The organism is Acinetobacter sp. YH12108, assembly GCF_013419055.1.
Taxonomy (GTDB): Bacteria; Pseudomonadota; Gammaproteobacteria; order Pseudomonadales; family Moraxellaceae; genus Acinetobacter.
Genome location: NZ_VPAW01000014.1, coordinates 66,280 through 92,003, shown reverse-complemented (window position 1 = coordinate 92,003; position 25,724 = coordinate 66,280). Strand labels below are relative to the sequence as shown.

The 25,724-nt window shown below is 37.8% G+C and carries 14 protein-coding genes; 10 read left to right on the top strand and 4 right to left on the bottom strand.

Annotated elements, in window-relative coordinates; translation table 11 throughout:
* Nucleotides 1–187 precede the first annotated feature (187 nt).
* From FTU46_RS10530 to FTU46_RS10515, 4 genes are all read right to left on the bottom strand, one after another.
* Complete coding sequence (locus FTU46_RS10530) at nt 188–1,033, bottom strand: hypothetical protein (RefSeq protein ID WP_024160863.1); 846 nt, start codon at nt 1,031–1,033, stop codon at nt 188–190.
* A 125-nt stretch (nt 1,034–1,158) separates the two neighbouring features.
* Nucleotides 1,159–1,761, bottom strand: coding sequence for a hypothetical protein (locus FTU46_RS10525; protein WP_005005776.1), 603 nt, complete (start codon nt 1,759–1,761; stop codon nt 1,159–1,161).
* Nucleotides 1,754–3,544, bottom strand: a complete 1,791-nt coding sequence (locus FTU46_RS10520; protein ID WP_005005779.1) for a hypothetical protein — start codon at nt 3,542–3,544, stop codon at nt 1,754–1,756. The genes FTU46_RS10525 and FTU46_RS10520 overlap by 8 nt, the downstream gene beginning before the upstream one ends.
* A gap of 167 nt (nt 3,545–3,711) precedes the next feature.
* Nucleotides 3,712–4,188, bottom strand: a complete 477-nt coding sequence (locus FTU46_RS10515; RefSeq protein ID WP_005005780.1) for a hypothetical protein — start codon at nt 4,186–4,188, stop codon at nt 3,712–3,714.
* Between the two features lie 1,791 nt (nt 4,189–5,979).
* On the opposite strand from FTU46_RS10515, the gene FTU46_RS10510 reads away from it, so the two are divergent.
* From FTU46_RS10510 to FTU46_RS10465, 10 genes are all read left to right on the top strand, one after another.
* A complete protein-coding gene (locus FTU46_RS10510) occupies nt 5,980–7,515 on the top strand; it encodes a hypothetical protein (protein WP_257224647.1) in 1,536 nt (511 codons plus the stop codon).
* A gap of 31 nt (nt 7,516–7,546) precedes the next feature.
* Entirely contained in the window at nt 7,547–14,179 is a 6,633-nt protein-coding gene (locus FTU46_RS10505; protein ID WP_005028698.1) for a strawberry notch C-terminal domain-containing protein, read from the top strand.
* Nucleotides 14,180–14,491: 312 nt separating this feature from the next.
* Complete coding sequence (locus tag FTU46_RS10500; RefSeq protein WP_180087403.1) at nt 14,492–18,934, top strand: hypothetical protein; 4,443 nt, start codon at nt 14,492–14,494, stop codon at nt 18,932–18,934.
* Nucleotides 18,935–18,936: 2 nt separating this feature from the next.
* Complete coding sequence (locus FTU46_RS10495; RefSeq protein WP_005028694.1) at nt 18,937–19,830, top strand: hypothetical protein; 894 nt, start codon at nt 18,937–18,939, stop codon at nt 19,828–19,830.
* 68 nt (nt 19,831–19,898) lie between these two features.
* Complete coding sequence (locus FTU46_RS10490) at nt 19,899–20,327, top strand: hypothetical protein (protein ID WP_005028693.1); 429 nt, start codon at nt 19,899–19,901, stop codon at nt 20,325–20,327.
* A gap of 9 nt (nt 20,328–20,336) precedes the next feature.
* Complete coding sequence (locus tag FTU46_RS10485) at nt 20,337–21,137, top strand: hypothetical protein (RefSeq protein ID WP_024160804.1); 801 nt, start codon at nt 20,337–20,339, stop codon at nt 21,135–21,137.
* A gap of 25 nt (nt 21,138–21,162) precedes the next feature.
* Nucleotides 21,163–22,125, top strand: a complete 963-nt coding sequence (locus FTU46_RS10480; protein ID WP_005028689.1) for a hypothetical protein — start codon at nt 21,163–21,165, stop codon at nt 22,123–22,125.
* A 12-nt stretch (nt 22,126–22,137) separates the two neighbouring features.
* Entirely contained in the window at nt 22,138–22,974 is an 837-nt protein-coding gene (locus FTU46_RS10475) for a hypothetical protein (protein ID WP_005028686.1), read from the top strand.
* A gap of 5 nt (nt 22,975–22,979) precedes the next feature.
* Nucleotides 22,980–24,170, top strand: a complete 1,191-nt coding sequence (locus FTU46_RS10470) for a hypothetical protein (protein WP_005028684.1) — start codon at nt 22,980–22,982, stop codon at nt 24,168–24,170.
* A 12-nt stretch (nt 24,171–24,182) separates the two neighbouring features.
* Nucleotides 24,183–25,424 (top strand): hypothetical protein, encoded by a 1,242-nt coding sequence (locus tag FTU46_RS10465; protein ID WP_180087402.1) that lies wholly within the window; start codon nt 24,183–24,185, stop codon nt 25,422–25,424.
* Nucleotides 25,425–25,724 lie beyond the last annotated feature (300 nt).

Sequence of the window (25,724 nt, the reverse complement as noted above, 5' to 3'; positions counted from 1 at the left end):
GTCATCGATTGTTCACTTGAATCAATCTCACCCGTTTTTGGAATTTTAAAAAGCACAACGCGTTCCAGTTTTAAGAGTGTATCTATTATACTTTTAGAATACCTTTTATCAACTATAAAACTTTGTTATTAAAATAAAAAAATGGCCTTTTAAGACCATTTTAAAACACCCTACCCTCCTTTTAAGACTAGCCGTTGTGCTTATCTTTAGAATCACGGTAAGTAGAGATATGGTAGAAGAAAAAGCACGATAAAAGTGAGAAAAGCACCACCCCGAACGTGTTCCAAAATCTGCTATTTGATAGTTCAGAAATACGTTTATTGATTTCTGAGATAACACATGGATTCGCTTTTGCAACTTCAACATTTACATTGCAGACTTCAGCATATTGGAATAGGAATGTTTTATGGCCAATATCATACATTTCTTGGATCTGGTTAATATTGGTCGTATTCAGAAGAACCATAACAAGAGAGATCAGTGCTACAAATATAGAGATAACAAGAAAGCACTTCACAATGATTTCACGAGCCACATCATCAACACCACTTAAATATCTTTCGAGCAATATATTTAGCTTAGTTCGACCATCAAGGATAATGTTATAGTCATGTTTTACTTCATTATTTCCTGTATGGTTTTGATTTGTTGGTTCAACAGGAATGTCAGATAATTCGGCTGGTAAAGTGACTGCAATTACATCTTTTTGTTCTTCAGGTGCTAAACTTTTATTGCTGCTGTTTGATACAAAATCTTTTAATAAGGGTACTGGCTCACTTTTAAGGTGTTCTGTTTTTACAACCTCGTGAGCCGACTCATTTGCATCGAATAAGATCTTGTCTGTTCTTTCTGGATGCTTGAGATGTATATATTGATAAATAAAATAATTGATCTTTTGCTGTAAGACCGGGCTTTTATCAACTTCACTTTCCACATCTGCACCAAAAGTCTCAGTTATAGATGATTTTAATTCTTGTACTTCGGATTGATTCAGCAATTGATATAGTTCATATATTGTTTTAGAACTGATCATGATAAAACCCACATTAATATTCATTAAACTGTTAGTAGTATATAGAATGTGGTTTTAAAATAAATAGGTATGTTTTAAGAATAAAAAAAACCGCCTTTTAAGGACGGTTTTAAAAGGGGGTTTAATTAGTATAAACAGTTGCCGTTTGCACCAATAGAGCGTCCATTCTGGCTTAAATACCGTTGTACGGTGTTAGCAACATCTCTTGGGAGTTGATTATTCACTTTTTGTATAACATCGACTTTGTATTTATTCTGACAACTCACAATACCAGCCAACATGTTATTGATCAGTGATGTATTGTCTTTACCATCCAATTTACGTGTTTCTTCGTTTATCACTATGAATTGAACAATATTTAGATAGTTATTCGTGAGGTTGTCACCACTTTTTGATGACTTGTTTAGATTCTCAATGGTCGAATTCAAGTTATTCATTCGTGCTTCAAGGCCAGAATCACCAGTGACATTTGCATTATTGTTTTGGTAACGCGTAGCTGTGGTGTTCCGATTAGAATTATATTGTCTTTGCTGTATCGGCTGTTGCTGAACCTGAACTGGTGCTTGCTGTTGAATTTGACCAGGTGCTTGCTGTTGTTGAGCTGGCACTTGCTGAGTTGAATCTTCATTTGAAGTTGCTTTTTTATACCAATCACTAAAATCGGCATTTGCACTACTACTCAATATAGTAGCCGTAAAAATTGCACATAAATAAAGTTTATTATTCATTGTCTGAACTCTCTTTACCGTTGTAGTTCGCTGGACTAATAGCTTTTAAACTGAACTCATTTGCAAGTTTCCACAACCGCATAAATGTCTTTTGCTTTTCTTGTACCCAATAGTCCTTATCTTTTTTTAGAAGATTCTTTAATACATCTGAGTTCAAGTGGAAATTATCATCAAAAAAATGTTCAAACAGGAGTTCTGTTAAATAGTTTTGAGTTAACGTTTTTTTATTTTCATTACCCGTACCAAAGAATATTTGGCAAAGCTTTGTACTTTCACACACGAGATCTATGTATTTTTTCTCGTCTGCATTTCGCTGGTGGCGCAAATGAGGATGTGTAATAAAAATAGAATTACGTATGAAAGCATAATCAATAATTACAGTAGCTTCCGTTTTCTTTGAAATGTACTCAGCGTTTGTAAGAATTTCACAAGTGGTAACATCAACTTTGTCGCGAATATTAATGAATTCGCTTGAGAAAGTAGATGCACTTTTGTTTTCGATCTCAACTTTCTTATCACGATTTCTCAGATAAAGTAAATTATCTGCTTGCTTCATATCGTTTAGGAATCTTTCAAAGAAGTGATTACTTTTATATAGATCTTCTAGAGCTCGCGTAACATAAGACGCAACCAAATTAAGATTTTTAGCTAAATATGATGGTCCATTCTTAGTTGTATAAGCAGCTAAACGATCCTTAACAAGTTCTATTACTTTTTCAGGTTCACCATTATTCAATCGAATTGCTGAAGTGAAGAGCGCATTACTGATTTTAAGCTCATTGCCCTGTTCATCCTGAACCTTTGCACACATTTCATTTAATGTATTAAGCGCTTTACGATAGTTGGACTTCAACTGAATCTGAAAACGATAATTGCAAAAATTGTCACGATCTGGTGTACGCTTATTGCATGGTTCATACTTAACAGAAATAAATAATTCAATAGATGGATTGTTATTCAGTCTTTCTAATGAAACAAGAAGTCGTTTACGGTAAAAATCACTTGCTTTGTATTTAAATTCTACTGAAAACTCGGTTAATGCTTTGAAGTCAATGTAAGGAATAACCACTTCGCCACGAAACTCATTGATCTTCATCAAGTTATACATATAAAGATCAAAACGGTCCTTAAATCCAAGAACCGTTAAAGTGTCGAGAACTGTGTAGCGCCCCTTTTTATCAAAATCTAATTCAGATAGATTGGCAATCAACGTTTCTTCAAGCTGATAGCAAATAAACGCATTGTTATCTAATTCAAAATAGCCCGTACTGGCAAACATTCTTTTATGAGTTACGCTGTCTACGTCATTTCTTGAAAATGGTTCGCTGTCCATTTGGCGTAAAGAGCTCATTGGTAGCATCACTTTACCAACACTATTTAGCGTATTCCATGCCAAAGATTTGATACGGCCATTGCTAAGGTAATTAGCTTTATTTTTGAATAAAAGAATTTGACGGATGTATTCAAAATTCAGAACAAAGTTGTTCGCTAGTTGTAATGCTTCAATTTGGGATAATTCAGGTTTTTCAGCGATAACGCGCTGCAGCTGATGTGCATACTTATTTTTGGCATTCACCAACATTAAGTAAAAAATGAATTGATCAACAACTGGAATATCTAGATAACATTCGACTATGAAATTACTGATTTTGTTGCCGTAACCCAAGAGATCCATGGTTTTTGTTTCGGCATTAATAATTGAGTCTTTGATTGACTGCGATAGTCCAAAAATTTCATCTTCTGAAATTCCTTTACTTATGCAGACTTGTGAAGAATCTTGCATAACTGCTCCACTTTAGACAACGTACAACGTACATTGCCTGAGATTGAATTAAAAAATAAAAATAAAAATATATTTGCAACCCAACTAACGTTGTAGTCTTTTCGCTTTAAAGCTGTGTATATACTAACTAAATTTTAGACAATAAAAAAGCCTCGTCAGAGGCTTAATTACGCAATTAACATTATTTGTTGACCGATCTGCGGTAACTCTAGTTTAGAAGTAGTGAACCTGTATGGTAGCTTCTCATATATGCTTTTAAAACTAAGAGAATTTCTAAAAAAATCAAAGCTTTTAGTGAGTTTAAAAGTAATATCGCCACTTGATAAGATTTGAATTTCGTCAATCATAGGTGCTGCAGCTTGCTTCGCATCTGTATCAATCATAAATGATAAATCACAAGCTTCACGCATGATCTGGTTGATAGTTTTCTTATTAAAATCTAGACCTGTAACGTGGTTAACTTTTTCAGCTGATACAACGTATCTACCGTCTTCTGCAGAATAAAATGCATTTAAATTATCAACTAGAATAAGCAATTCGGCAGATAAAACACCTTTTAGCAAAATATCAGACGAGCCAGAGCTAAACACATTGAAGTCAATGAGTATTTTTTGATGTCTAAGACTAAATGATTGATATTGCATATCTCGAATTCCCATAGGCATTCTGAGTAGACATTATAGCATCAATTCGTTAATTAGACTACGATTAAAAGCATTTTTAACAGTAATTTCTTAATAAATAAGACTATGAAAAACAGTGCCTTATATGAGTAATATTCACAATTACAATGTAAGTTAACCAATGTAATACTTGATCAAATAAATATGTGCTCAAGATAGGCACCCAGCGAAACTTTTTTATAAATGGTTTGTAAACTTTCTTCCGTCCTAATGACGTAAGTTATTGTTTTATAGTGGTGCCAAAATACGAGCGAAACTTTTTTATAAATGGGTTGTAAACTTTCTTCCGTCCTAATGATGTAAGTTGTTGATTTATAGTGCTGGCAAATTTCGAGCGAAACTTTTTTATAAATGGGTTGTAAACTTTCTTCCGTCCTAATGATGTAAGTTGTTGATTTATAGTGCTGGCAAATTTCGAGCGAAAGTTTTTTATAAATGGGTTGTAAACTTTCTTCCGTCCTAATGATGTAAGTTGTTGATTTATATTGCTGGCAAATTTCGAGCGAAAGTTTTTTATAAGTGGGTGTAAACTTTCTTCCGTCCTAATGATGTAAGTTGTTGATTTATAGTGGTGCCAAAATACGAGCGAAAGTTTTTTATAAATGGGTTGTAAACTTTCTTCCGTCCTAATAGCGTAAGTTATTGATTTTACTTTTTTGTCCAGATCCAATAGCTCAACTATCATAGATAGTATGTTTAGTATGTTTTAAGGTTAGGTTATAACTTTTTGGCTGTACCTAACTTCCAGCGAAAGTTTTTTATAAATGGGTTGTAAACTTTCTTCCGTCCTAATGACGTAAGTTATTGATTTATAGTTGTGTCAAAATACGAGCGAAAGTTTTTTATAAGTGGATGTAAACTTTCTTCCGTCCTAATGGCGTAACTCATTGATTTTCTGTTATAGTCTGAACTCAGCGAAAGTTTTTTATAAATGGGTTGTAAACTTTCTTCCGTCCTAATGGCGTAAGTTATTGATTTGTCGTAAAACAAGCTAAATAGCGATCGTTGGGTCATATATAAGGGCTATTCCTCATAAAATCTGAAAGTCTTTATTATCAAGGCTCTCAGGAAATTGGAGAAGTTATCCGCAACGTTTTGAATTTAATTTGCGCTCAAATGAATTTAATTTGCGCTGGAAGTATTTTTTATTCTATTTAATTTTATTATAAACAGCGACTTACAACACTTGCTAGTTTGCAAATTTCCAATATTGCAAAAAGCTAAAAAATGAACAATATTTTACTCATATTTTTAAATTCATTCTAATATACAAGAACTTAATTTGTGGATAGAATTTAATAGGAAAGTGGATAAAAACATCAAAAACCAGCTAAAAACGCCTTATTTTCTAAAAATTCAAATTCAATTTGCGCTCAAATGAATTTGATTTTCGCTCGTACCATTTGTGTTTTTCCGTACTAATCCTGTAATATCATGAAAAATAAGCATAAAAAATGTCCCTAATTAACTTCCCTTAATTAGAAAGATAATAAACAAAAAATTTCTTTTTAAAAATTTACTCTTAAACTTTTTAATATATTTTTTAATTTTTTATTTGCCTCCTTAGTATATACCAATGAGGTTTTGTAGTATTTTATAAATAGCTTGAGTCAATGACCAGCAATCAAAAATATAAAGCGTGGAATTTAAGAAATGAGTAAAAGTGATAATACGATTAAACGTATCGTCATGACTGTAGATCAATTTTACAAACATGATGAACAAGACGAGCTGTATGCATACGGCTTTGATATGTCTACCAATGAACCAGTTCGCATACGAATGAGTTCATCTGAAGAATTCACGAAGATCATTAATAAACTCAACAAGCATCATACTGAGAATGTTTCAGTAGATGAAGTCCACGCAAAATTTGATTCTGGACGTAACCAACGTACTTCATTAGACACACATAATCGCGGTGCTAACCGTGGTCGAATTATCTGTTTTGACAAATGTGTTGACTCACCCTACGAATCTCTTGACGGTTATAAAACTTATGTTGCTCAGTGGTGCAACGTAATGAGTAACAACCCGAATTCACAATTAATCAAAGCAGTCACTTCTATCAATGTGCATCAACAAAAAAACGGCGATTTCTTTGTTAAAGCTCAAATCATTGAAGATGCAGCACATATGCAAGTGCCCAATGTAAAAATTAATTCTCCAGCACTTCATAACGCTATTATTAAAAATAATTTACAGCTTCTTGTTAAATCTTTATCGAATAGTACTGACAACCAACCTGAGCGCATTCCATTTTCAAAAATTGTTGTGCGCTATGAGTCTGGTTCTGTATTAACTACAATCCCATTGATTCCAACCTATGACAGTGCTGATCGTGAAAGTGTTAAGCAATTCGCTAAGCCAGATCCGTTGATGCAACGTGGCGGTATTGATAAAACTAAAAAGTCTTATCGGGTTGCTAAAGATCCGATTGAAAGTATCAAAGATATTTTGAACGGCAATGACTTTCACACCGCAACTTTTGATCCAAATTTTGTACCATCCAACCAGCATGAAAAAGACCAGTTCGATAAACAGGCTCAGAACGTTTATGTTATGGACCAGGCCCGTATTGCCCTGTTTGCATTACTTGGCGATCGACAAATTAAAGTGTTCTACAATGAAGATGTAGACAAAGAAAAAAATCAAAATTTAAAACGTCTTTACGCTGGCTTGGTGAGTCAAAAATTACTGCCTGAGGTTTATCATGGCCAACAACTACAACTAGGTGCGCTTTACAAAGACACGTTCTTAAAGAAATTTTTCAACAATAAAACGCCTCACGCTGGTTTTCGCAAGGTAGATCCAGAAATAGATTTACGTACTGGTGAGGGTGTTCGTGGTGTTGGTGCACCTCCCCTAGTGAATCAATTTACCGATGACTACGGCAATCCAAAACCGCACGACTTAAATCCTCAATTTTTAAGTCAAGTTGATCGTCAGACCATGAATAAATTGACGCATGCAAAACAGCAATTTGCTGAAGCGTTTATTGTTATTCAACCACACCAACGGAACTCGAATAATTGTTTTGTCTCGTTTATCGAGCCTGTTGAACTTACTCAAACCCGTATGAATGCGTTGAACTTTTCAGAAATTACGGTAGAGCATGTACAGCAACATAAAGCTTCAATCGATAGTCCGTTATCTAAGAACTTCAACCACGATCTTTTACCTGATCCACAAGAGTTAATGATGAAAGTCAGACAGCCAGAAATGGATGTTAAGAAAAGCCAAGAAAAGGCTGCGACTTCTGATGTCTATAACGACATGACTTTTTAATCAAATTTAATAATTCTTCTTCAGGTTCGCTATGACTACTCATGATTTAAACGAAAAAATTAAATGGATCGACTTATCACAAGCTGGTGTATATCTCGATGTACGGCGTGTTGGCCAGACGGATAGCCAATTACTCTTATTGGACGTTCAAAAAAAACTATCTAAAGAAAATTTGAATAACATTGGTTTTACACCGATGAAGTTTGAGGCTTATCCTCACTTTGACGGTCACTTGTATCAATACAATTTGAATGAAACGATCAAACCAAGACTGTTTCATGAAGTTTTGGGTATTCCAAAAGAATTTATCCGTAGTGTGCTTGCGACTCGCCAAGAATTGCATGATTTGTTCAATGCCCAAGCAAAAACATTGGTGCCACAACGATTGAACGTTGCGTTGAATAGTGCAACTCCACTCGGTTATAACTCTGATGGCAACAAAATCTATGCTTCAGCTCATAACCGTTTTTACGTGAATGCCCAAGGTACGCAAATACCTGAAGGTCCTAATGATCAGCCGTCTAGTCTGTACTTACGTGCGACCAAGCAAAAAGATTTAAAAGAATGCTTAAGAGGCTATATCTATCAATTAGAACATGAAACAAAGAGCCATAATCACCAGGACTTTTTAAAGTTTTTAGCTCTAATCACGCAAGCCAAAAATGCTGACGTTGATGTATCCAAGGTAACAGATAAACAGATCCATACTGCAGAAGAAGCGCTTGAAACAGTGATGGTCGAAAAGTTAGGTGAGCTTGATTTTACTGAGAGCTCATTTAAAACGAGTTTAGCGTTATACAATCGCATGCCGACTAAGACCATGCGAAACAATACGATTCGTATGTTACAGCAATATTCGACTCCAATCCCGATGTCACTTGTGGCTCAGCGCTTATTGATTGAGGGTGATAACCGAACAAAACAAAACTTTTCCGTGCTCGAGCCAACTGTGGGTAATGGATCTTTAATCGGTTTATTAACCCAAGAGCGTAATGCTTCTGTCTATGCGGTTGAGTTAGATCCCAAACGTGCTGAACGTACAAAAGCACTGACTCAAAATTATGAATGCACGGTTGTTACTGCAGATGCTACACAAATTGATTTTGAGCAAACGTTTAAGCAAAAAGTTGACTATGTGATTGCCAACCCTCCTTTTGGTGCTATGGATAAACTAGAACGTGTTGCACCAATTTTGGTTCAACAGCGTAACGGCGTAGATCCAAACCCATTATTGGTAGATCCATCAGAAAACGTCTGGTTCAGTACGGATAAATTGGACCATGCCATTCTGGTTAAATCACTAAACGCACGAAACGATCAAGGGCGTTCAGTTTTCATTATTGGCTCAGATAAACAGATTTCAGATGGTACGGTTGAGCGTAAATCAAAGAATTTACTTAATTATCTCTATAAGCATTATGAAGTTGAGGCGGTTGTAGAAATCCACGGCAATGCATATGCACGAAACGGCGCTAATCAAAATGTTCGTATGTTAGTGGTAGGCAATCGTAAAAACGAACAAGCGTTACTACAAACTTACCAATCTTCTGTGGTACCAGATAAGTTGAAAGTCATTACGGACTATGACGAACTTTGGGGATGGGCTAATAACGTAATCTATAATCGTTTGAATCCGAATAAGGATCTATACTTCAAGCCAACTACTCCGACTCCAGTTGAGCAACAAGCACAACAAGCACCAGTGGTTGAACCTGTTGTTGAGGTTAAGCCTGTTGAAAAAGAAAATGACGATTTGTTTGCCAGTCTAGGTGATGAACAGCCTGTTTCGCCACTTGAAGATATTGCATCAAGTGTAACGCCTACGTCTGCAGTCACTATGTTTGATGAAGTCGTGGTCGCTAAAGAAGAAGAGATTAAGCAAGAGGAAGCTGTCAAACCAAAACCGATGTTTGGTCGTAAACCTAAATCAAAACCGAATAAAGTTTCTTTTGACTTCGGAACCGTTGAAGTTAGTACGCAAACAACCAGTTCAGATGATGATGTACCTACACCAACTGAAGCTACACCAACGTTTGAAAATGAAAATGACAATGATTTCGTGCCTGAGGTAAAGAATCCGCACGAGAACCAAAATCTGGATGAAGACCTTGACGATGACGTTAATCTTCAAGTAGGTGATACCACGGCGACCAATGAGGGTGAAACACCTGAACAAACACCAGCTGAAGAACCAGCGGTAGAGCAAGTAAAACAGGAACCGGGTTTAACTGCTGAAGAGATTGCTAAGTTAAATTCTGAATTAGCGATCGGTACTGAGCAAAAAGAAGAACCGACTGTTGAATCTGACCAATCAAATTTACAGCCGATTGTTCCTGTTCCTAATGCTGAAAACACAACAGAACCAACTCCGGAAAATATATACCAAGTTAAGTATATACCGATGTCTATGGCATCTGAGCCAATTGCTTTAGTGGCTAAAAACCAGATTAAAGCGATTAATCAGGCAAATGCTCAATTGACTACACACATCCAAAATGTATTAGGTTTTGGGGGTATCAATTTCCAAGCTGAAGTCGATAATGGTAACTACCCTACTCTTGTTGATGCCTATGTCGCTAAGAAATTGCAATATGACAATTTTGATGCACTAAAGTCCGCTTTTGCATGTGAACAGGTCGATGCGGTTGCCCATATCATTTTACGTTTTGACCAAAACTTACCTGTGCTTATTGGCGACCAGACGGGTTTAGGTAAAGGTCGTATTGCAGCTGCGTGTTTACGATATAGTGCGTTAAGAGGAAAGCCCCCTGTTTTCCTTACAGATACAACGCAACTCTTGAACGACATTTGGCGTGATATTGTTGCTACAGACAGTGACAAGTTCTTTAAAGATCCGTTTATCTTTAACTCGGATGCTGTGATTAACCGCTTTGGTACTGAAGAGGTTTTATTCACTGGCCAAGATCTACCTAAGGAAATTGAAGATATTCCAGCGCAACATGACTTGGTATTGGCAACGTATAGCCAATTTAACCGACCAAACCGGAAACGTGCGTTATTGACTCGTTTTATTAATCAAGACACTGTTTTGGTGATGGATGAAACGCACCGTGCAGCATCCTTGAAATCAGCTACAAGTCAATTTTTCTTAGATGTTATTGATCAGACCAATCTAATTAATTTCCAGTCTGCATCGGCAATTAAGAAACCTGAAAATCTTGAATTCTTCCATAAATTGTTCCCTCGATCCGTATCTCGTAATGACTTACAAAAGGTTATCGATAATGCAGATGGTCCAATTTTGGAGTTTATTTCTGAAGGTTTGGTAGACAGCTCTGCCATGATTCGTAGAGAGCAAGATCTCTCGCACATTACCATTCAAACCTTTGTGCCAACTGAAGAGGAAATTAAGAAATTTCACAATTACTCAGATGTTCTTTCTGACATCTTGACGGACATGGTGAAATTTTCTAAAGATATTCGCCTCGATGCGCTAGAAAACATTGCCAATGATGATGATGCTGTTGCCAATTTAGACTTTCATCAGGATTCAGACGATCCGAAAAACCGTTTAAGTTTGAGTGTGATGAACTTTGGATCTCGAATGTACCAGATCCAAAAGCAATTCCTATTGGCATTGAAAACTGACTCTACAAGTGATGCTGTGATTCAGGCATTACATGAGGGTAGAAAGCCCGTGATTGGTTTGGAAAATACGGGTGAGAGTCTATTCAACATTTTGATGCAAAGTCGCATGGAAGCGATTTTAAAAGCAGATACGGCGCAAGACGTTACCGCTGATTCGCCTGAAAAAGAAAAAGCGTTTAATAACTTCAAGTCGGTATCGTCAGAAATTGAATTTCTTGAAAATGAGCTTCAAAAACTCATGATCAAAGAAAACCGTGACGCTGGCGATGAAAAAGCAGCGAAAAATATTCAAAAGGAATTGACTAAGCTTGAATATAAGCGCGGTAGCTATCTGCAAAGTCAAATTTCTGTTTTAGATGAACTCCCACAATTCCGTGACTTGCTTGAAGTGATGTTAGATCGCATCGATGTGGTGAAAGCTGAAGATAACTACGGTAACTCGTTCGTTAAGAAGCTCAGTACGGAAGTGACATTTAATGAAAACGGCGATCCAGTGGTAAGTCCGTATAAAATCATTTTGGATCGTATCAAAGAAAAGATTCAAAAGTTCCCTGACCTACCTTTGATGCCTTTGGACGTACTACGTAACAAGGTGACAAAAGCTGGCTTCAAGATTGATGAAATCTCTGGCCGTCAGATCCACTTAACGGAAACAAGAGACGGCAAATGGAAGGTTAATAAACAAGAGAACAATACGACACAAGGTAAGATTTTGGTTCAATCAAAATTCCAATCTGGTGAAATCGATGTTGTTATTGTGACTCGCTCTGGTTGTACGGGTATTTCTCTACATGCAGCCAAAAACCCTGATCCTACAATTCCATCGGATCACTTGCGCCAACGTGAGTTGTTTTTCTTGCAAAAACCTGAGAACTCTACCGATACGATTCAGATGATCGGTCGTGTGGGTCGCCGTGGTGAAGAATCACATCCGATTATGACGACAGTAGATTCGGGTATTCCAGCAGAAACACGTATGCACTTAATGATGATGCGTAAACTGTCTACCCTATCAGCGAACGTCTCTGCCAACTCAGAAACCAAGTTTAACGAAAACGATTATCCTGACATGCTCAACTACATTGGCAACCGGGTAGCGTTGGACTATTTAAAAAATAACGTAAACTTGGCGAACACACTTGATATTGATATTTCGGATGATGAAAAAGGACCATCATATCGCACGGCGCAAAACTATCATGTGAACCAGTTGCTATCTAAACTGATTTTGATGCCGATTAGTCAGCAAGAACAGGTTTATCAAGACTTGGTTGTTGACTATAACGATAAGATCCGTGAATTAGACTTGTTGGGTCGTAACCCTCTCAAGACCAACTTTTTAGACTGGAAAGCTAAAAAAGTCCGTGAGTTTGAAGTGAAGGACAACTTCTTTACCGTGACTTCAGAAACAGAAGCAGCCAAGATCAATACCTTTGATCTACCTGTGCGTTTTGAAGGTCTGCAATACATTGAACATGTTGAGCCATTACGTGCTGACAATCTAAAACTCATGTTCAAAGAAAGTGATGATTATCTGGTGCGTCAATTTAAACGTATCAATGAAAACATCAATGAAACGGTACACGGACTACTACACTATGCCTATAACTTTGAGGCATTGATGTACCAAAAATATGAAGGCTTTGCTAAGCAAAAGTTATTTTTCAAAAATGGGCAAATGCGTGGTGAAGTGATTCGTGATTATCGACACGAAGTATTTGATCATTTCGGTGTTGTTGAAGCCAATGTAAAACACATTGATGATATTCAATTTCGTAAACCTGATGATCACTCTGCAGATGCTTTTGAAAAAGTAGCTGAAGCGGTTTATCTTGCCAATGATCCTATTTTGACCTCTAACTTTGATCGCATGTATCGAATTGTTCAGGATCTAAAATTCTTGGCTCGTTCTATGGAAAGGAACGAAAAAGAAGGTCATTCAGCGCATGGGTTATTGTTCCTTATCTCAAAACCTAGTCTTTTTGATGATGAAGTGACGCCAGATCACAAAACAGGTGCTTTGCTACGTCTAGACCTACCGCCGTTACGTGTAGGTGCAATCACACCGAATGCGGTTAAGCTTGATTTGGTTTACCCTGGTGATAAGAAGTCGTTTAAAGTTCCACTGATCAATTACACCATGCAAAATGCCAAGCAAGACTTGGATTGGGTAGCTCCAGTGAGTGAAAAAGGACGTATTATCCTAAAACGCTTCAATCCTGAATTTTATTCTTATGCTGATGTGAATAGACGTCATGTTGAGGATCGTCAACCCTTGGTGAACTTATTTACTGAACAAAACAATTATTCCCGTTATACGCGTACCTATTTTGAGAAAGCGCCGTCTGGTGATGTCACACGACAAGCGATTACCTTAACGGGCAATATGTTCAAGGCACATAAGATTGTCAGCTCACTAGATCTACGACATTCAACCGTTATATTTACCGATGCTGATGGTATGCGTAACCGTGCGTTATTATTGCCATCAAATACACCAACTGACTTGTTTGAAAGCTCTCTTGAAAACCAAGTGACGTTTAAGCAAGTTAAAGAGATTGCGAACTTCTTTAATCAATTGCCTGTAAACATTGATTTCAACCGCAATAACTATGTGGGTACTAAGGTTAATTTCCCGTACAAGAAAGCAAGTATTGAGTTCTACTACAACGGGTCAGACTGCTTTAATGTGACGGTGAAATCTGTTGCAAAACAGTTCAATCGCTTTATGTCGAATACCAACGTATTCCATGATCCTAAAGGCGGTAAAACAGATGAATCGTTGAACATCCACTTTACTGAGCCAGGCCGTAATGAGTTTAGATTTGCGCTTGATCTCAAGGATGTTGAACGCTTTGTTGACGAGCTGGACAGTACAACCAAAATTGAAGCTGCCTTTTTGGATTTAAAATCTAAGCTTCCTGATGGTAATGATTACTTTTTAAATGAAATTAACCGTATGCTTAATCCTCCAGAAGAGCCAGCTTATAAGGCTGAGTTACCTAAGGGTAAAACCTTAGATAACGATCAAGAAATCCAGCAATTATCTTTCTAAAACCCTCCCTTAAAAGGTATATACCAGACCATACGTGAATAACAATTACGTGTGGTCTAGTTCGTATATACCATGTATCATATCCGTGACGATCACATTGACGTTTTAAAAAACAAATACAGGTATTTTATGTGCAACTCTAATCCCTTAGAGGAATCTTCTAATAACTCAGATTTAGTGGATTTTGACAGTGAATTAGACATCACAACTGGTTTTAATTCTGACTTTAAAGAAGACTTTATTTGGAATGTTGATACAGATTCTAAAAAGGACTCTTAAAACCAGGAAGGCCACCTGTCATAAGGATCAAATATGGACCAAAGCCCTAAACAAGATAATTTTGACGAGCAAACACTTGATCAACTGCAAGACGGCCAATCATTAACTTTCAATGAGGGCCTGGAACAGTGGGATGATTTAAGTTTGGACGGCGTGGAATTTCAATCCATCCAGCCTACGCCACAACAAAACAATGTTGCACAAGATCAATCGCAACAATACCAGTCTGAACCATATCCCAATGATCCCCTATCTGAACCTCCATTAATGGAAGAACCGCCAGTCATGCAAGATGATGGGTATCAAAATAATCAGTATGATCAGTATGATCAGTATGAACAATATGATCAGCCTATGGGCGGTAACTCTGTACCTCCTGGGCACCCAGATTATGATTACGCTCCCCCTCTTGAAGATACTCGGTTGAACGATGATGAACCGATGTTTTTTGACGAAGGTGATTATGAGCGTAGTAGTTACCCGAATTACGAGAATGAACGGTCCATCATTCCTGAAAACACGTTTGATCTTTCCGCTGTCACTGTCAATGATTTAGCTGAACTTGATCCTGTTCTGATTGGTAAAGTATTTGATGCACTTGAGCAAAGAGAGCCAGCCAGTCAATTAGAATTCTTTGCAGACATCGGGCTTGATCTGCAGAATGATGATGATCTTAAGTTTATTGCGGCTCTGAATAAAATCCAGACTAAAAACGCACTGGACCAAGGATTAGGCAATATTGCTGAAAATAACAGTTCATTGCCAGTTGAAGACCGTGTTTATACAACTGCAGACTCTAAATTATACCTATCAGACAATGATCCTGATTTCCTCCTTTCCAAAGAAGAGAATCCATTTGAAGCCGTTCAAGTGGCTGAAAAAACCCTCTTTAACTTTGAGACAAAATCTTTTATCACTCAGCCCTACTATGGTTTAAGCCTGAAGGGTGCAACTAAAGAAAATGCCCTCAACTTCCTGAGTAATCGTCAATTCGCGATTGAAGGCCTGATTAACCAAAACCAAGTCGTGCGTGAAGCAAAACAGCAGATCTACAACGAAGTTACGGGTGCACCGAATACCTATTTTTCAGGTGAATTAACCGATAAAAACCAAATTAACGCATTGATGCGCCAAGTGCGTGACTTTTGCTTAATTCGTGGGATTGAAGCTGAAGAACTTGGCTTAGTGCCAAAATCTATCGTCATGGATCAATGGCGTGTGAATAGCGACCATACAGCTGCTCGACTTGAACAACTTGAGATTCACTATCTTGAATTCAATACGGACACGTTAACCAAGGAAGTAATTCAGTTATTAGAAACCCGTGAACATAGCGACCAGTTACAAGCTGCTCTACTTTTGAAAGAACATAAAGAAAATCAGAAGACTAAAGAGACAGTAAAGGAAGATGTTGAATCAGCTGATCCGAATGCACCAAAAGGTACACCAAAGAGCACATTAAACATTGCTGGTGGTCCACAAGACAAAGCAAGTTTGGCTGCAAGTAGCGTTGCCTCTAAAAGCTTTAAGGATATGCGAAATGAGGAAGGTAACGAACGTCCTCCTTTAGCGCGTGAAAATAGCCACGGCCATCCACGAACGGTCGCTGATGAACTCGCTGCGCTCAGTGCAAAAATGATTGCAGTCATGATTGAACTGGTTAAGAAAACAATCAAGTTGATCATTGCAGCGATTATGGCCATGTTCAACAAGAACAAAAGCCTTGATAACCTGAAAAACATTTGGGATAAACCAATCAATCCTGATGTTACCGTTAAAAGTAACCATCCAGACGCACAACAACCCGAACAGCTTGCCAATACAGCCGATAAATCAAAATTGACTGAACTTGGTAAGAATGCCGATATTTTAAAACCGATCTCTAAAGAGCAAATGTTGCCTCTTTTAAACGATCCATATACCACTCAACTGAATAAAGACCGTGACGGCGTTACCTTAGAAGAATTCGATCTAAATGTCGGTAAAGTCTATGCCATTGACGGTGAACAATACATCGTGATTGATGTAGTCGGTAAGGATTCTGTCGAAGGTGTTGAATCCTCTACCCCATTTATCAAACTAGTTAAAGAAGCAGATTTACCGCCTCAAGTGGAAGGTAGCGATGCACCTACCCCGATTACGCCGTTCTATTTAGAAGCGATTGAAGACAAAGTAACGTTTCTCTCAATTGAAGAACTGCATGAAGGCATTAAGTCTGAAAAGATCCATGAGTTTGAAGGTCGCTTTTTTGAACCCATTTGTTCTCAGTACTTAGAACAAGCACGTATGTTCCTTGGTGCCGAATATCCATTAGGGCAAGATCCAGAACAAATGACTGAAGAAGCCAAAGCTTCATACAAAGATCAGTTTATTCAACGTGCCTATCAATCAGGTCAAATAATTTCGGATCAAGTAAAGAAAGTCAAATCTAAACTTTCAAACCTTTTGGGTAAGTTTAAAGGCAATACTGCAGAACAGTCGGCAACTCAATCAGCACCGCAAAGCCAAGACCAAAACAATGACGGTAAACCAATGAACCCTTATGACAGTATTTATGTTGATCATGATTCTGACTTAGAAGCATTCTTTAAAGACCGTCACAACAATGTTTCTTATGCTGAAATTGAACAGTTTGTCGGTATGGTTTATGAAGATGAAACAACCCAAACCAATATGGTTGTTTTGGATATAGCTTCCGATAATCTGGATAAACGTGCGATCGTTGTGCCTCTTTCGGTGATTGAAGATCTCGAAAATATCACTGAACAAGATGTGCTTTATCTTAAAGACATCGTGAATGAATCCTCTACCGTTCCACTGTATGAGCTGGAGTCTGTCGAGCCGATAGACGAGTTAAATGCGCTTGGTAAATTTTCAAGTGAATATTTAGACAAGCTCAAAGCCGATACCATCAACAATACTGCAGAACAGACTAATACTTATGCCAGATCTGCCGAACGTGAACTTGAACTTTCAAAAATGATTTTGGAAGGCAAGCTCAGTGTTGTAGGTGCCATGGTGAAAACGGATTACGGTCAATTCGTGGTACTGACTTCAGATTCGGAAGGTCATAAATCAATTGCACCCGAATACAACGCCGTGGCCATTACTAACCTTGATCGTCAAATTACCACGGAAGATATTATTAATGCCGGTATTACAACGATACCGCGTAAAGATATTTTAGAGTGGAATACTGTCACGGCGCTCAATGAAGAATCTGCCAATCAGGTGACTTATTTAGATCCTGAAGTTTACCAGGCAGTAAGTAATGCAATTCATCAAAATCGCGAAAAAGAATTGATTCAAACTTTGAGTACGTTACAACCCTCTGCAGCACTCAATAGCATCGGTTCAAAAATCATTACGCAAGATGGCAATACATATATTGGTCTATGCGCCAAAGATGATGGCAAATCAGGCGAGTACTACGCCGTAAAAGCTCCAGATAATCAACTCTCCCCGATTGGCGCAAGCTATATCAATGATGTTGGTGTTGAAGTCATTAGCCGTAGTCAAATTGCTGAATTTCAGAATGCGGAAAATAATCAGCAACAACTAATCAGCCATGATGTGTTTGTTACATTGCTAAATGCAGTCAATAACAGCAATGAACAAGAAGTACTTCACCTCTTCTCTAACTTGGACCAGGTGAAACAACAAATTAAAGATTCGTTATTCAGCGAAAAGGAAAGTGAAAAAGTGATTGAACAAAATCAATTTATTGAACAACTGAAAAACAATAACCTTGTGAAAGCCGATCACATTAACGCGCTTAATCAAATTGCTGATCAGATTCAAAATACGCAACTGAAAAATGTTGTTAAAGGTATGGCCTCAACCGTTGTTGCGCCTGAAAACTCTCAAAACGAGATGTATGTTCAAAGCTTTCTACATCTCAACCAACGCCTAGACACGTTACAACAAGATTTAAAGCTTCAAGCAGCATCAAATCTTATGAATGCTGAATATAAGCAACTTTTTGAATGTATGGATGATCATCTAGTACTACCTACTGCGTATGGTGATGCCAAGTTTGTAAACCTTAATAGTGTTGAGCCTCGTAGTGTTGAATTTAGAAACTCGGCTGAAACAGGTCAAATCTTTGACAGCTTCAACGCCGTGATTGCCGAAACAGGAAACGTGGAAATTGCGCTTCAGCACTTAAAGCAAGAGATCTTAACCGATCACTATATCGCTGCGATTCATGAGGATGTGAAGTTACACCGTCTAGAACAGCAAGACATGGAAAAAATCAAAGAAGTGAATCAGATCCTTGAAGCTGATTTTGATAAAACTGGCCTACGCTTAGAAGCGCTCCAAGATGGTTTGAATCTCAATACTAAAAACTACTTAGACCAAGTAAAGCTTGAGAAAAATACGACATCTCAATTTTTGAGTGACCTTGATAAGCATATAGATTTAGAAGTCGCACGTAGAAACGATCATGACAATGATCAAACATTGGGGCGTTAATCATGGATCTCTATAAAAACGTAACTGGCGACATCGATGCGATGATTACTTTTGATAAAATCTTAGGTGGTTTTGGTCAAAATACAGTGAATACCACGCGTGAGCGTGTTCAAATCAACTCTAAGCATGAAAAGGTAGAGCGTGAGATTGAAGGTGCCAGTCCGTACCTTAAAAGCGATTATGAGCTATTTGTCGAGCATCACAATATGTTGATGCAAGAGTATCGGGCAACTCAGCTACATTTACGCAATATCTTAGAAAAGAAAAATGAGGTTAAAAGCATTCAAAAGCTTGCGGATCTCTGCGAACGGCACCAGTGCTCCAACATCGCTCAATTATTCGTTGAAAAAAATGAAGATGAATATGTATTGCAATGCTTTCAAGACTTTCAGCAAGACTTAGAAAACAATAATGCTCTCCGAAAAGACTTTAATCACTTTTCAGACTCGTTTGAAGCCTACCGATACAATATGGAGATCTGTAATAAGCTTTCTGGTATCGATCAGCCGTTTACCCTTGAACGTCCGAATGACAGACAGTTGAATTTCGTTATCCATAGTCATGAAAACATCAATAAAACATTGTTGGACTATCAGGCGAAGATCATTGAGCAACAAACAACTGTAGACCAGCTCAAGCAAGATGCTTCCTATACTGCCCTATTTCCGATCGCAACCAATGATAAGAACATGTTCTCAATTGCAGCGACCGAAGTTTATGTAGAACAGTCACCAAAATATCAAGACTATCTTAAGGTCATTAAAAATGAGCTTAAGAACATAAACGAAACGGGTAAAAATACGTTTAGTCAGCATTACAAAGATACTATTACGCAAAGCAATCTTGAAAACGTTAAAACTAAAGAAAGCGCTTCAACTTATAGCAATGGGTTTTAATTAATTTTAAATAAAAACATTTAGGGTGTTTTAAGATAGAATCTAAATACCCTTTAATGGAGTTAAACATGATTCAAACTAAAATCACTGAACCGACAAGAACGCCGTTTAATCCTCATGGTTTTGCAGATGCAACGCCTTTACATGCGTTTTACTTGGAATTATTAGAAAAGGGATTAATCCATAAAGCTCTTGAAGAAGGTAATTTGGAATTTGAAAACCAAAACTTGTTCATGACGATCGATTGGGAATCAATAGACGTTCAAATGGATGCTTATACGTTTGATGTGAAATTAGATATTGTATGTGGCGTCATACTTGATGAACAAAAAGTCACGAATAGCATTCAAGTGTTTATTAATGAGCAAACTTTGTTTATAGCTTCAGCTAAAACCTTTAACCCTAAATCTGGTCTAACGCAAAGTCTTAACTTTGATATTCCTTTACGTGTTTTAAGTCAAATGGGCTATTACGCCCTACCTCTCAAAGAGGACTAAATCGTGGGAATGAGCATAGAAAGCCAAAACATAGCATTGTCTCAAGAGCCTACAACCTTTGTACCAGAAGCTTTTGTACACTCTATTAACTACTTTTGTCAGACCTTAGAGAACACTTTTCATTTTGATAAGCGTTCACTCAATTTCTTTGAACCAGGTACACCAAAAGAATACGGCTTGTATCTTACTGAACAGCATTGCCTTGTTTTTTTGAATGCTTGCAGTAGTGGCTATCTTGGCGAAACACGCAAAGTTACCAGCTTCACCGCTTTTGTGCTTTTAAATCAAAAAAACAATGAATCTGAAATGCTCGACATCACGTTAAACGATCCAAAACGTGTAGAGGAACATTTCAAAACTGCGTCTAAAGATCAGATCAATATTTACTTAAAGAACGTGCATGAATTAAGTAATTTTCTGAAAAATAAGTACTCGGATTCAGGTTTTTTAAAAGATATTGTGACTGAGGAAGGTTTTTCTAAAACCCTAAAGCCATCGGTTTTACAGGAATGCTTAAAAGAGGAAGTAGAGCTAATTAATACTTTAATGTGTTTGGTTAGTACTCAGTTTATATATATTACGACAGCTATTATTTTTAAGCGTCCTATTTTAAAAGAATTCATAAAACTATGTTTAACCAATGAGAAGTATATACTACAATATGGTGAAGAATGGTATTATGATTCTATATATAAGTTCGCTAAAAGGATATATGAGTTAAAACACCTTATAGCTACCTTATATTTAAGTAGTGAAGCTGTAGTAAAAGATGTTGTAGTGCTTTGCGAACTTGCTTCTAAAAAACATTAATCATAACTCTTTTAAAGGGCTAGATATGCGTAACAATCACAAGAAAGCTAAAAGGCTACAACAAGTTCGGGGCAAGACTTTAAGGACTAACCCTAATCTACAAAATGTTAAGCCAGCTTTTAAAACTAAAAGTGCTTTAAGCATTTTTGTTGCTACCGTTATTGGGTGTTCAAGTGCTATTGCAGTTCAACAAAGTTCCGTTGCTTCTGTTACCAGTAATACTCAAAACATGGGTAACTTAAACATCGCAACATCATCGACCATTGCAAGTAGCTCTGGTGGTGATACGCCTTTGTCGAATTCAAATAGCGGATATTATTCGTCTACCAGTTCTAATTCGTCATTCAACTCTACTGCTGCTGAAAACAACTTCATGGCGGTTAAAAAAGGTGAACAAGCAGCTGCTCAAAACATTCAAACCAATATTGAATCATGTGCAACTGATGGGATCGGTAAAGTCGTTAAAGACAACTTAGATCTACAAATGACGGTTTGGGGTCGTCCAATCGATATTAACAAAATGTTCAGTCCAGCTAGTCAAGGTGGCTGTTTTGCTGACATCGGTAAAATCATTGACCTTTCTGTGACTATTCCATCACTTGATACAATCATCAATGCAGCGCAACAAATGGTTGTCGATTACGCGACTAAAAAAGCGTGTGACGCAATGAAAACTGCAAGTACTGAACTTGTTGGCCCATTGAATGATGTTATAGGTGAAATCAACAAAGCTGGTCAATATACTGATGTATCGGGTGCGCTTGGTACTGCTGTGAATGGTCAACTTGGTAAACTTGATCCTGGTCTAGTTATGCCTAGCGGTGCTTTTGAGGGTGGAGATACTTATACAATCAATGGTAGTAGCTCGACTAGTCCAGTTTCTTATTCAACTGATCAAAAAGCCAGTACTAGCACACCGTCTAACGCAAAAACTTCAAGTTCAGAATCTACTTCTGTCACCCAATCAATTAAAGACTTTTTCTCTTAAGTTGGGGGTGGTATGAAAAATAGAAATAATCTGCGTAAAAGAAGAATTACTGTTAATCAGTTTTCACCTGTTAAAGCAATTGCGGTGGGTACTTTAACGGTTGGTCTATTATCCGTACCACTTTTTACCAATGCTTTTAGTCTTGGCACTATCCTTTCTGAGCTTGCAATACAAGCTCAGCAATTGATGGTACGTTCTGCTGTGCGTGTATCTACTCAACAAACAGCGGTCAGTGCAAATCAAATTGTTGATAACCAAACGCGTGATTCAGAAATGATCGTTGCTGGTATTCAAAGTGTCGATAAAAATATTGAGATCAAAAAAGCGATTTTAAATTCTGGTACGAATGCTGCCCTCCCTGATTCAGCTTTTTGTACGGCTCTTGAAGAACGTGAACAAACCGATCTCAATAGAAACTTAAAAGACTTTAACGTTTCTAAATACATGCAAGATGTTTCAGGGAAACTTTTCTCAAATTCAACAGATGAAGCAACCTCACCATATGCGTTTCACTTGGCGACCTCGTGTGGCGTAGAAGAAGCAAAAATGGGTGTCTGTAATTTGATTCCAAATGGTCTGCAGTATGGCGACATTGATACTGCTTTTGTTTTTTCTCGTTCTCGACTTTCTGAACAGCAAGCGACTGTTGCATTGAACTACTCGTCAATTGCATCTAACAACGTTGTTCCAGTCGGATTGATGGAATGCTCTTCATCAACTTGCGTTGATTTTCAAAATAAATACATGGCTGGAAGTACTCTTTCATCACTGGCTAACTATTCGGTGGCTAATAATGTGATGCAACGCACTACACCAAACTCCAATGCTTCAGCCAAATTCTTTGAGTAATGACTATGAGAAAGCGTAAAAATACTTTAAGACAGCCTAAAGGAAAATCAAAGTTTGTACCTGTCATTTTAGGTGCAACTTTGGTGATTAGTAGTCCTGTTTTTGCTGAATGGGCTACGGTTGGTTTGGGTACGATTATGAGCGAGATGTCTTCTCAGATTCCTAAGCATGCAAGCAACCAAGCAAATGATATTCAACAAGTATCTCAAAGTACCCGTAGAAAGTTAGATGATTCGACTGAAAACATCGTTGCAGCGCTTAAAGTTGCGGTGAAGCAAAAGGCGCAAGCTGCTAACCAAATTACCGATGCGACAACTAAAAACACCCAAACTATTGCCTCTGGTATTCAAGCGCTTTTACAGTCAGATACCATGAAAAAAGCACAATTTGCTTATGGCGCCAATACTGGTCAAGGCTTTAAGTCTTGTGAGGTTTTGGCTGAAAATACAAATATGTCGAGTGCATCTGGTCAAGTGATTGATCAAGCAGCTGATATGGCGACTCAAACTTCTCAAGTCGGCGGTAAATTAGTTGGCTCTCAACAGGAAGTGATTAATCAACGCCTAAACGTGCATAAAGCTGAATTCTGTACGGTTGCTGAAGCACAAGCTGGTCAATGTACGTTGTCTAAATTACCGGGTGGCGATACCAATGCTTCCCTACTGTTTAAGTCTGTTGCACCTGGCTCAAAAGAAGCTCTTGCAAGACATTACGTGCGTGAAAACATTTTAGGTACACCAGATAAATCATTGTCTAATGCAACGGCACGTACTCCAGCTGGTCGAGATTATTTGCAAGCAACCAACCAAAAAACAGCTTTACTTGCTATGCCAGCGTATAGCTTGGCGGTTATTGACGCGCAAAATACAAAATCATTCAAAGATATTGACGGCAAAATGGTGTCTGCCAACGATTTGATCGACCAAACAATCGCACGTTACTACGGTGGTCCTGAAGCTAAAAAATGGCAAATGGCGATGGCGATGCAAGATCCACGCGGTCTACTTAAAGAAGCCAATATCATTAACGGCGTTTCTGTTTATTTAGATCTTCAAACTTACAAGCAAAGTTTGCGTGAAGAAGGTTTATTGTCTGCATTACTTTTAGCGAAATCTCAGCCGATAAAAGATGATGTGAAAACGAAATACGGCCAGTCAGTGAAAGTTAAGCTTTCACAAACTATGCCTCAATTTTAAGGAGACTAAATAATGCGTACTCCGAAAAGAACATCACGTAAAGTTATGAAAGCGCCACAAGCGCACGGCTCTCGTTCAAAAATTAGTGCACTCGGTTTAACCCTCGCCATTATTAGCGGTTCTGCATCTGCTTATTACTGTGCTTCCGTGGGCAACCCGATGGCAGTAAATACCTTGAATATGCTTATTCAACAGGCTGATGCGGTGGAAAGCGCTGCGTTACGTGCGTTGGACACAAACTTATCTTTGGGCATTAAAAAGCAACAAGATGATGTGACGGCAGCGATTAAGATCCTGACGAAACAAGAGGCTGTATCTGCTCAAGGTATTTCAGATAACGCACATAAAAACGCACAAAGTCTTGTAACGGCGTACCAAGCTGTTAAACAAAGTGAGCAAATGAAAAAAGCTCAATTTGAGTTTGGTGCACATGGCCAAGCATTTAAAGCGTGTGAAGTTTTAGGCGATCGTGAACAAGCTCAACAAGACAATAAATCTGCTGATAGTTCAATTTTAAATAAAGTTGGCTCTGAAGTGGTTGCTGCGCCTGGTGTCTACATGAACCCTCACAAAGCACAAGAAGCTATGTTACAAGCTCATAATGAGTTTTGTACCACTTCTCAGGCTGCGTCTGGACTATGTGGTGCTGCTGGTGAAAATGCTGGTCTAAGTTTACAAGCTTCAACTTTATTCACGACTGCAGCGCCAGACACGGCGATGGCTCGTGCTCAAAATGCATTGATCAACAACATGGTTGGTCTACCTGATGCTCCAATTGACGGTAGAATTGCGAAAACATCTGCTGGTCAAGATTATGTGATGGCTAAACTGGCGAAAGATGCTTTAACTTCTCCAGCAATTACCTCTTTGAAAGCAATTCAAGCGCAATACTCCCCTGTTGCTGGTGGTGGTACCAATAGTCATGATTCAAGTACCAAACTTGCACCGATGCAACACTTGGAAAAAAGTGTCTCTCGTTATTTAGGTTCAGGGCAAGATTACAAAGACTTTGCTAAATCACAAGCGATTAAAGATGAACGTGGTTTGATGGTCGATGGTTTAATTCAAAGTACTGAACGCTTGAACTTGCAATATCAACAATACAAGTCAAATGAACGTAAAGAAGCGGTATTGGCTGCGCTAGTTTCTGCTGAAAGCAAATTAACTGACGGCTCAATTGAAGTGACTGATCGTTCTAAGTCTACGGGTAACATTCGTAGGATTGCACTTTCACAAACAATGGCAAGTAAATAGCCTGATTTTTTCATTATCAGGCTGATAATGAAAAAAACTTAAAAAAAAGGGATGGTTTTAAGCCATCCCTTTCTTTGTTTAAAACCCTTTTAGATAGTTTCTTTATATAAATTCTCTTATAATCTTTAGTATATACCGTTCAAAAGTAACCGATGGTGCTTTGATATTTTAATTAAAAGATGCTTATACATATTGCCATGGAGTTTATATGTCAACTAAAAAGAAATGGTTGGATCTGAGTAGCTTTGGCGCTCAACTTGTAGTAACCCCTAAAACTGATTTAAGAAACCAAGCAGCCAT

Coding starts and splice junctions, on each gene's coding strand:
- FTU46_RS10530 (WP_024160863.1), bottom strand. CDS start 1,033: ATGATCAGTTCTAAAACAATATATGAACTATATCAATTGCTGAATCAA.
- FTU46_RS10525 (WP_005005776.1), bottom strand. CDS start 1,761: ATGAATAATAAACTTTATTTATGTGCAATTTTTACGGCTACTATATTG.
- FTU46_RS10520 (WP_005005779.1), bottom strand. CDS start 3,544: ATGCAAGATTCTTCACAAGTCTGCATAAGTAAAGGAATTTCAGAAGAT.
- FTU46_RS10515 (WP_005005780.1), bottom strand. CDS start 4,188: ATGCAATATCAATCATTTAGTCTTAGACATCAAAAAATACTCATTGAC.
- FTU46_RS10510 (WP_257224647.1), top strand. CDS start 5,980: ATGTCTACCAATGAACCAGTTCGCATACGAATGAGTTCATCTGAAGAA.
- FTU46_RS10505 (WP_005028698.1), top strand. CDS start 7,547: ATGACTACTCATGATTTAAACGAAAAAATTAAATGGATCGACTTATCA.
- FTU46_RS10500 (WP_180087403.1), top strand. CDS start 14,492: ATGGACCAAAGCCCTAAACAAGATAATTTTGACGAGCAAACACTTGAT.
- FTU46_RS10495 (WP_005028694.1), top strand. CDS start 18,937: ATGGATCTCTATAAAAACGTAACTGGCGACATCGATGCGATGATTACT.
- FTU46_RS10490 (WP_005028693.1), top strand. CDS start 19,899: ATGATTCAAACTAAAATCACTGAACCGACAAGAACGCCGTTTAATCCT.
- FTU46_RS10485 (WP_024160804.1), top strand. CDS start 20,337: ATGAGCATAGAAAGCCAAAACATAGCATTGTCTCAAGAGCCTACAACC.
- FTU46_RS10480 (WP_005028689.1), top strand. CDS start 21,163: ATGCGTAACAATCACAAGAAAGCTAAAAGGCTACAACAAGTTCGGGGC.
- FTU46_RS10475 (WP_005028686.1), top strand. CDS start 22,138: ATGAAAAATAGAAATAATCTGCGTAAAAGAAGAATTACTGTTAATCAG.
- FTU46_RS10470 (WP_005028684.1), top strand. CDS start 22,980: ATGAGAAAGCGTAAAAATACTTTAAGACAGCCTAAAGGAAAATCAAAG.
- FTU46_RS10465 (WP_180087402.1), top strand. CDS start 24,183: ATGCGTACTCCGAAAAGAACATCACGTAAAGTTATGAAAGCGCCACAA.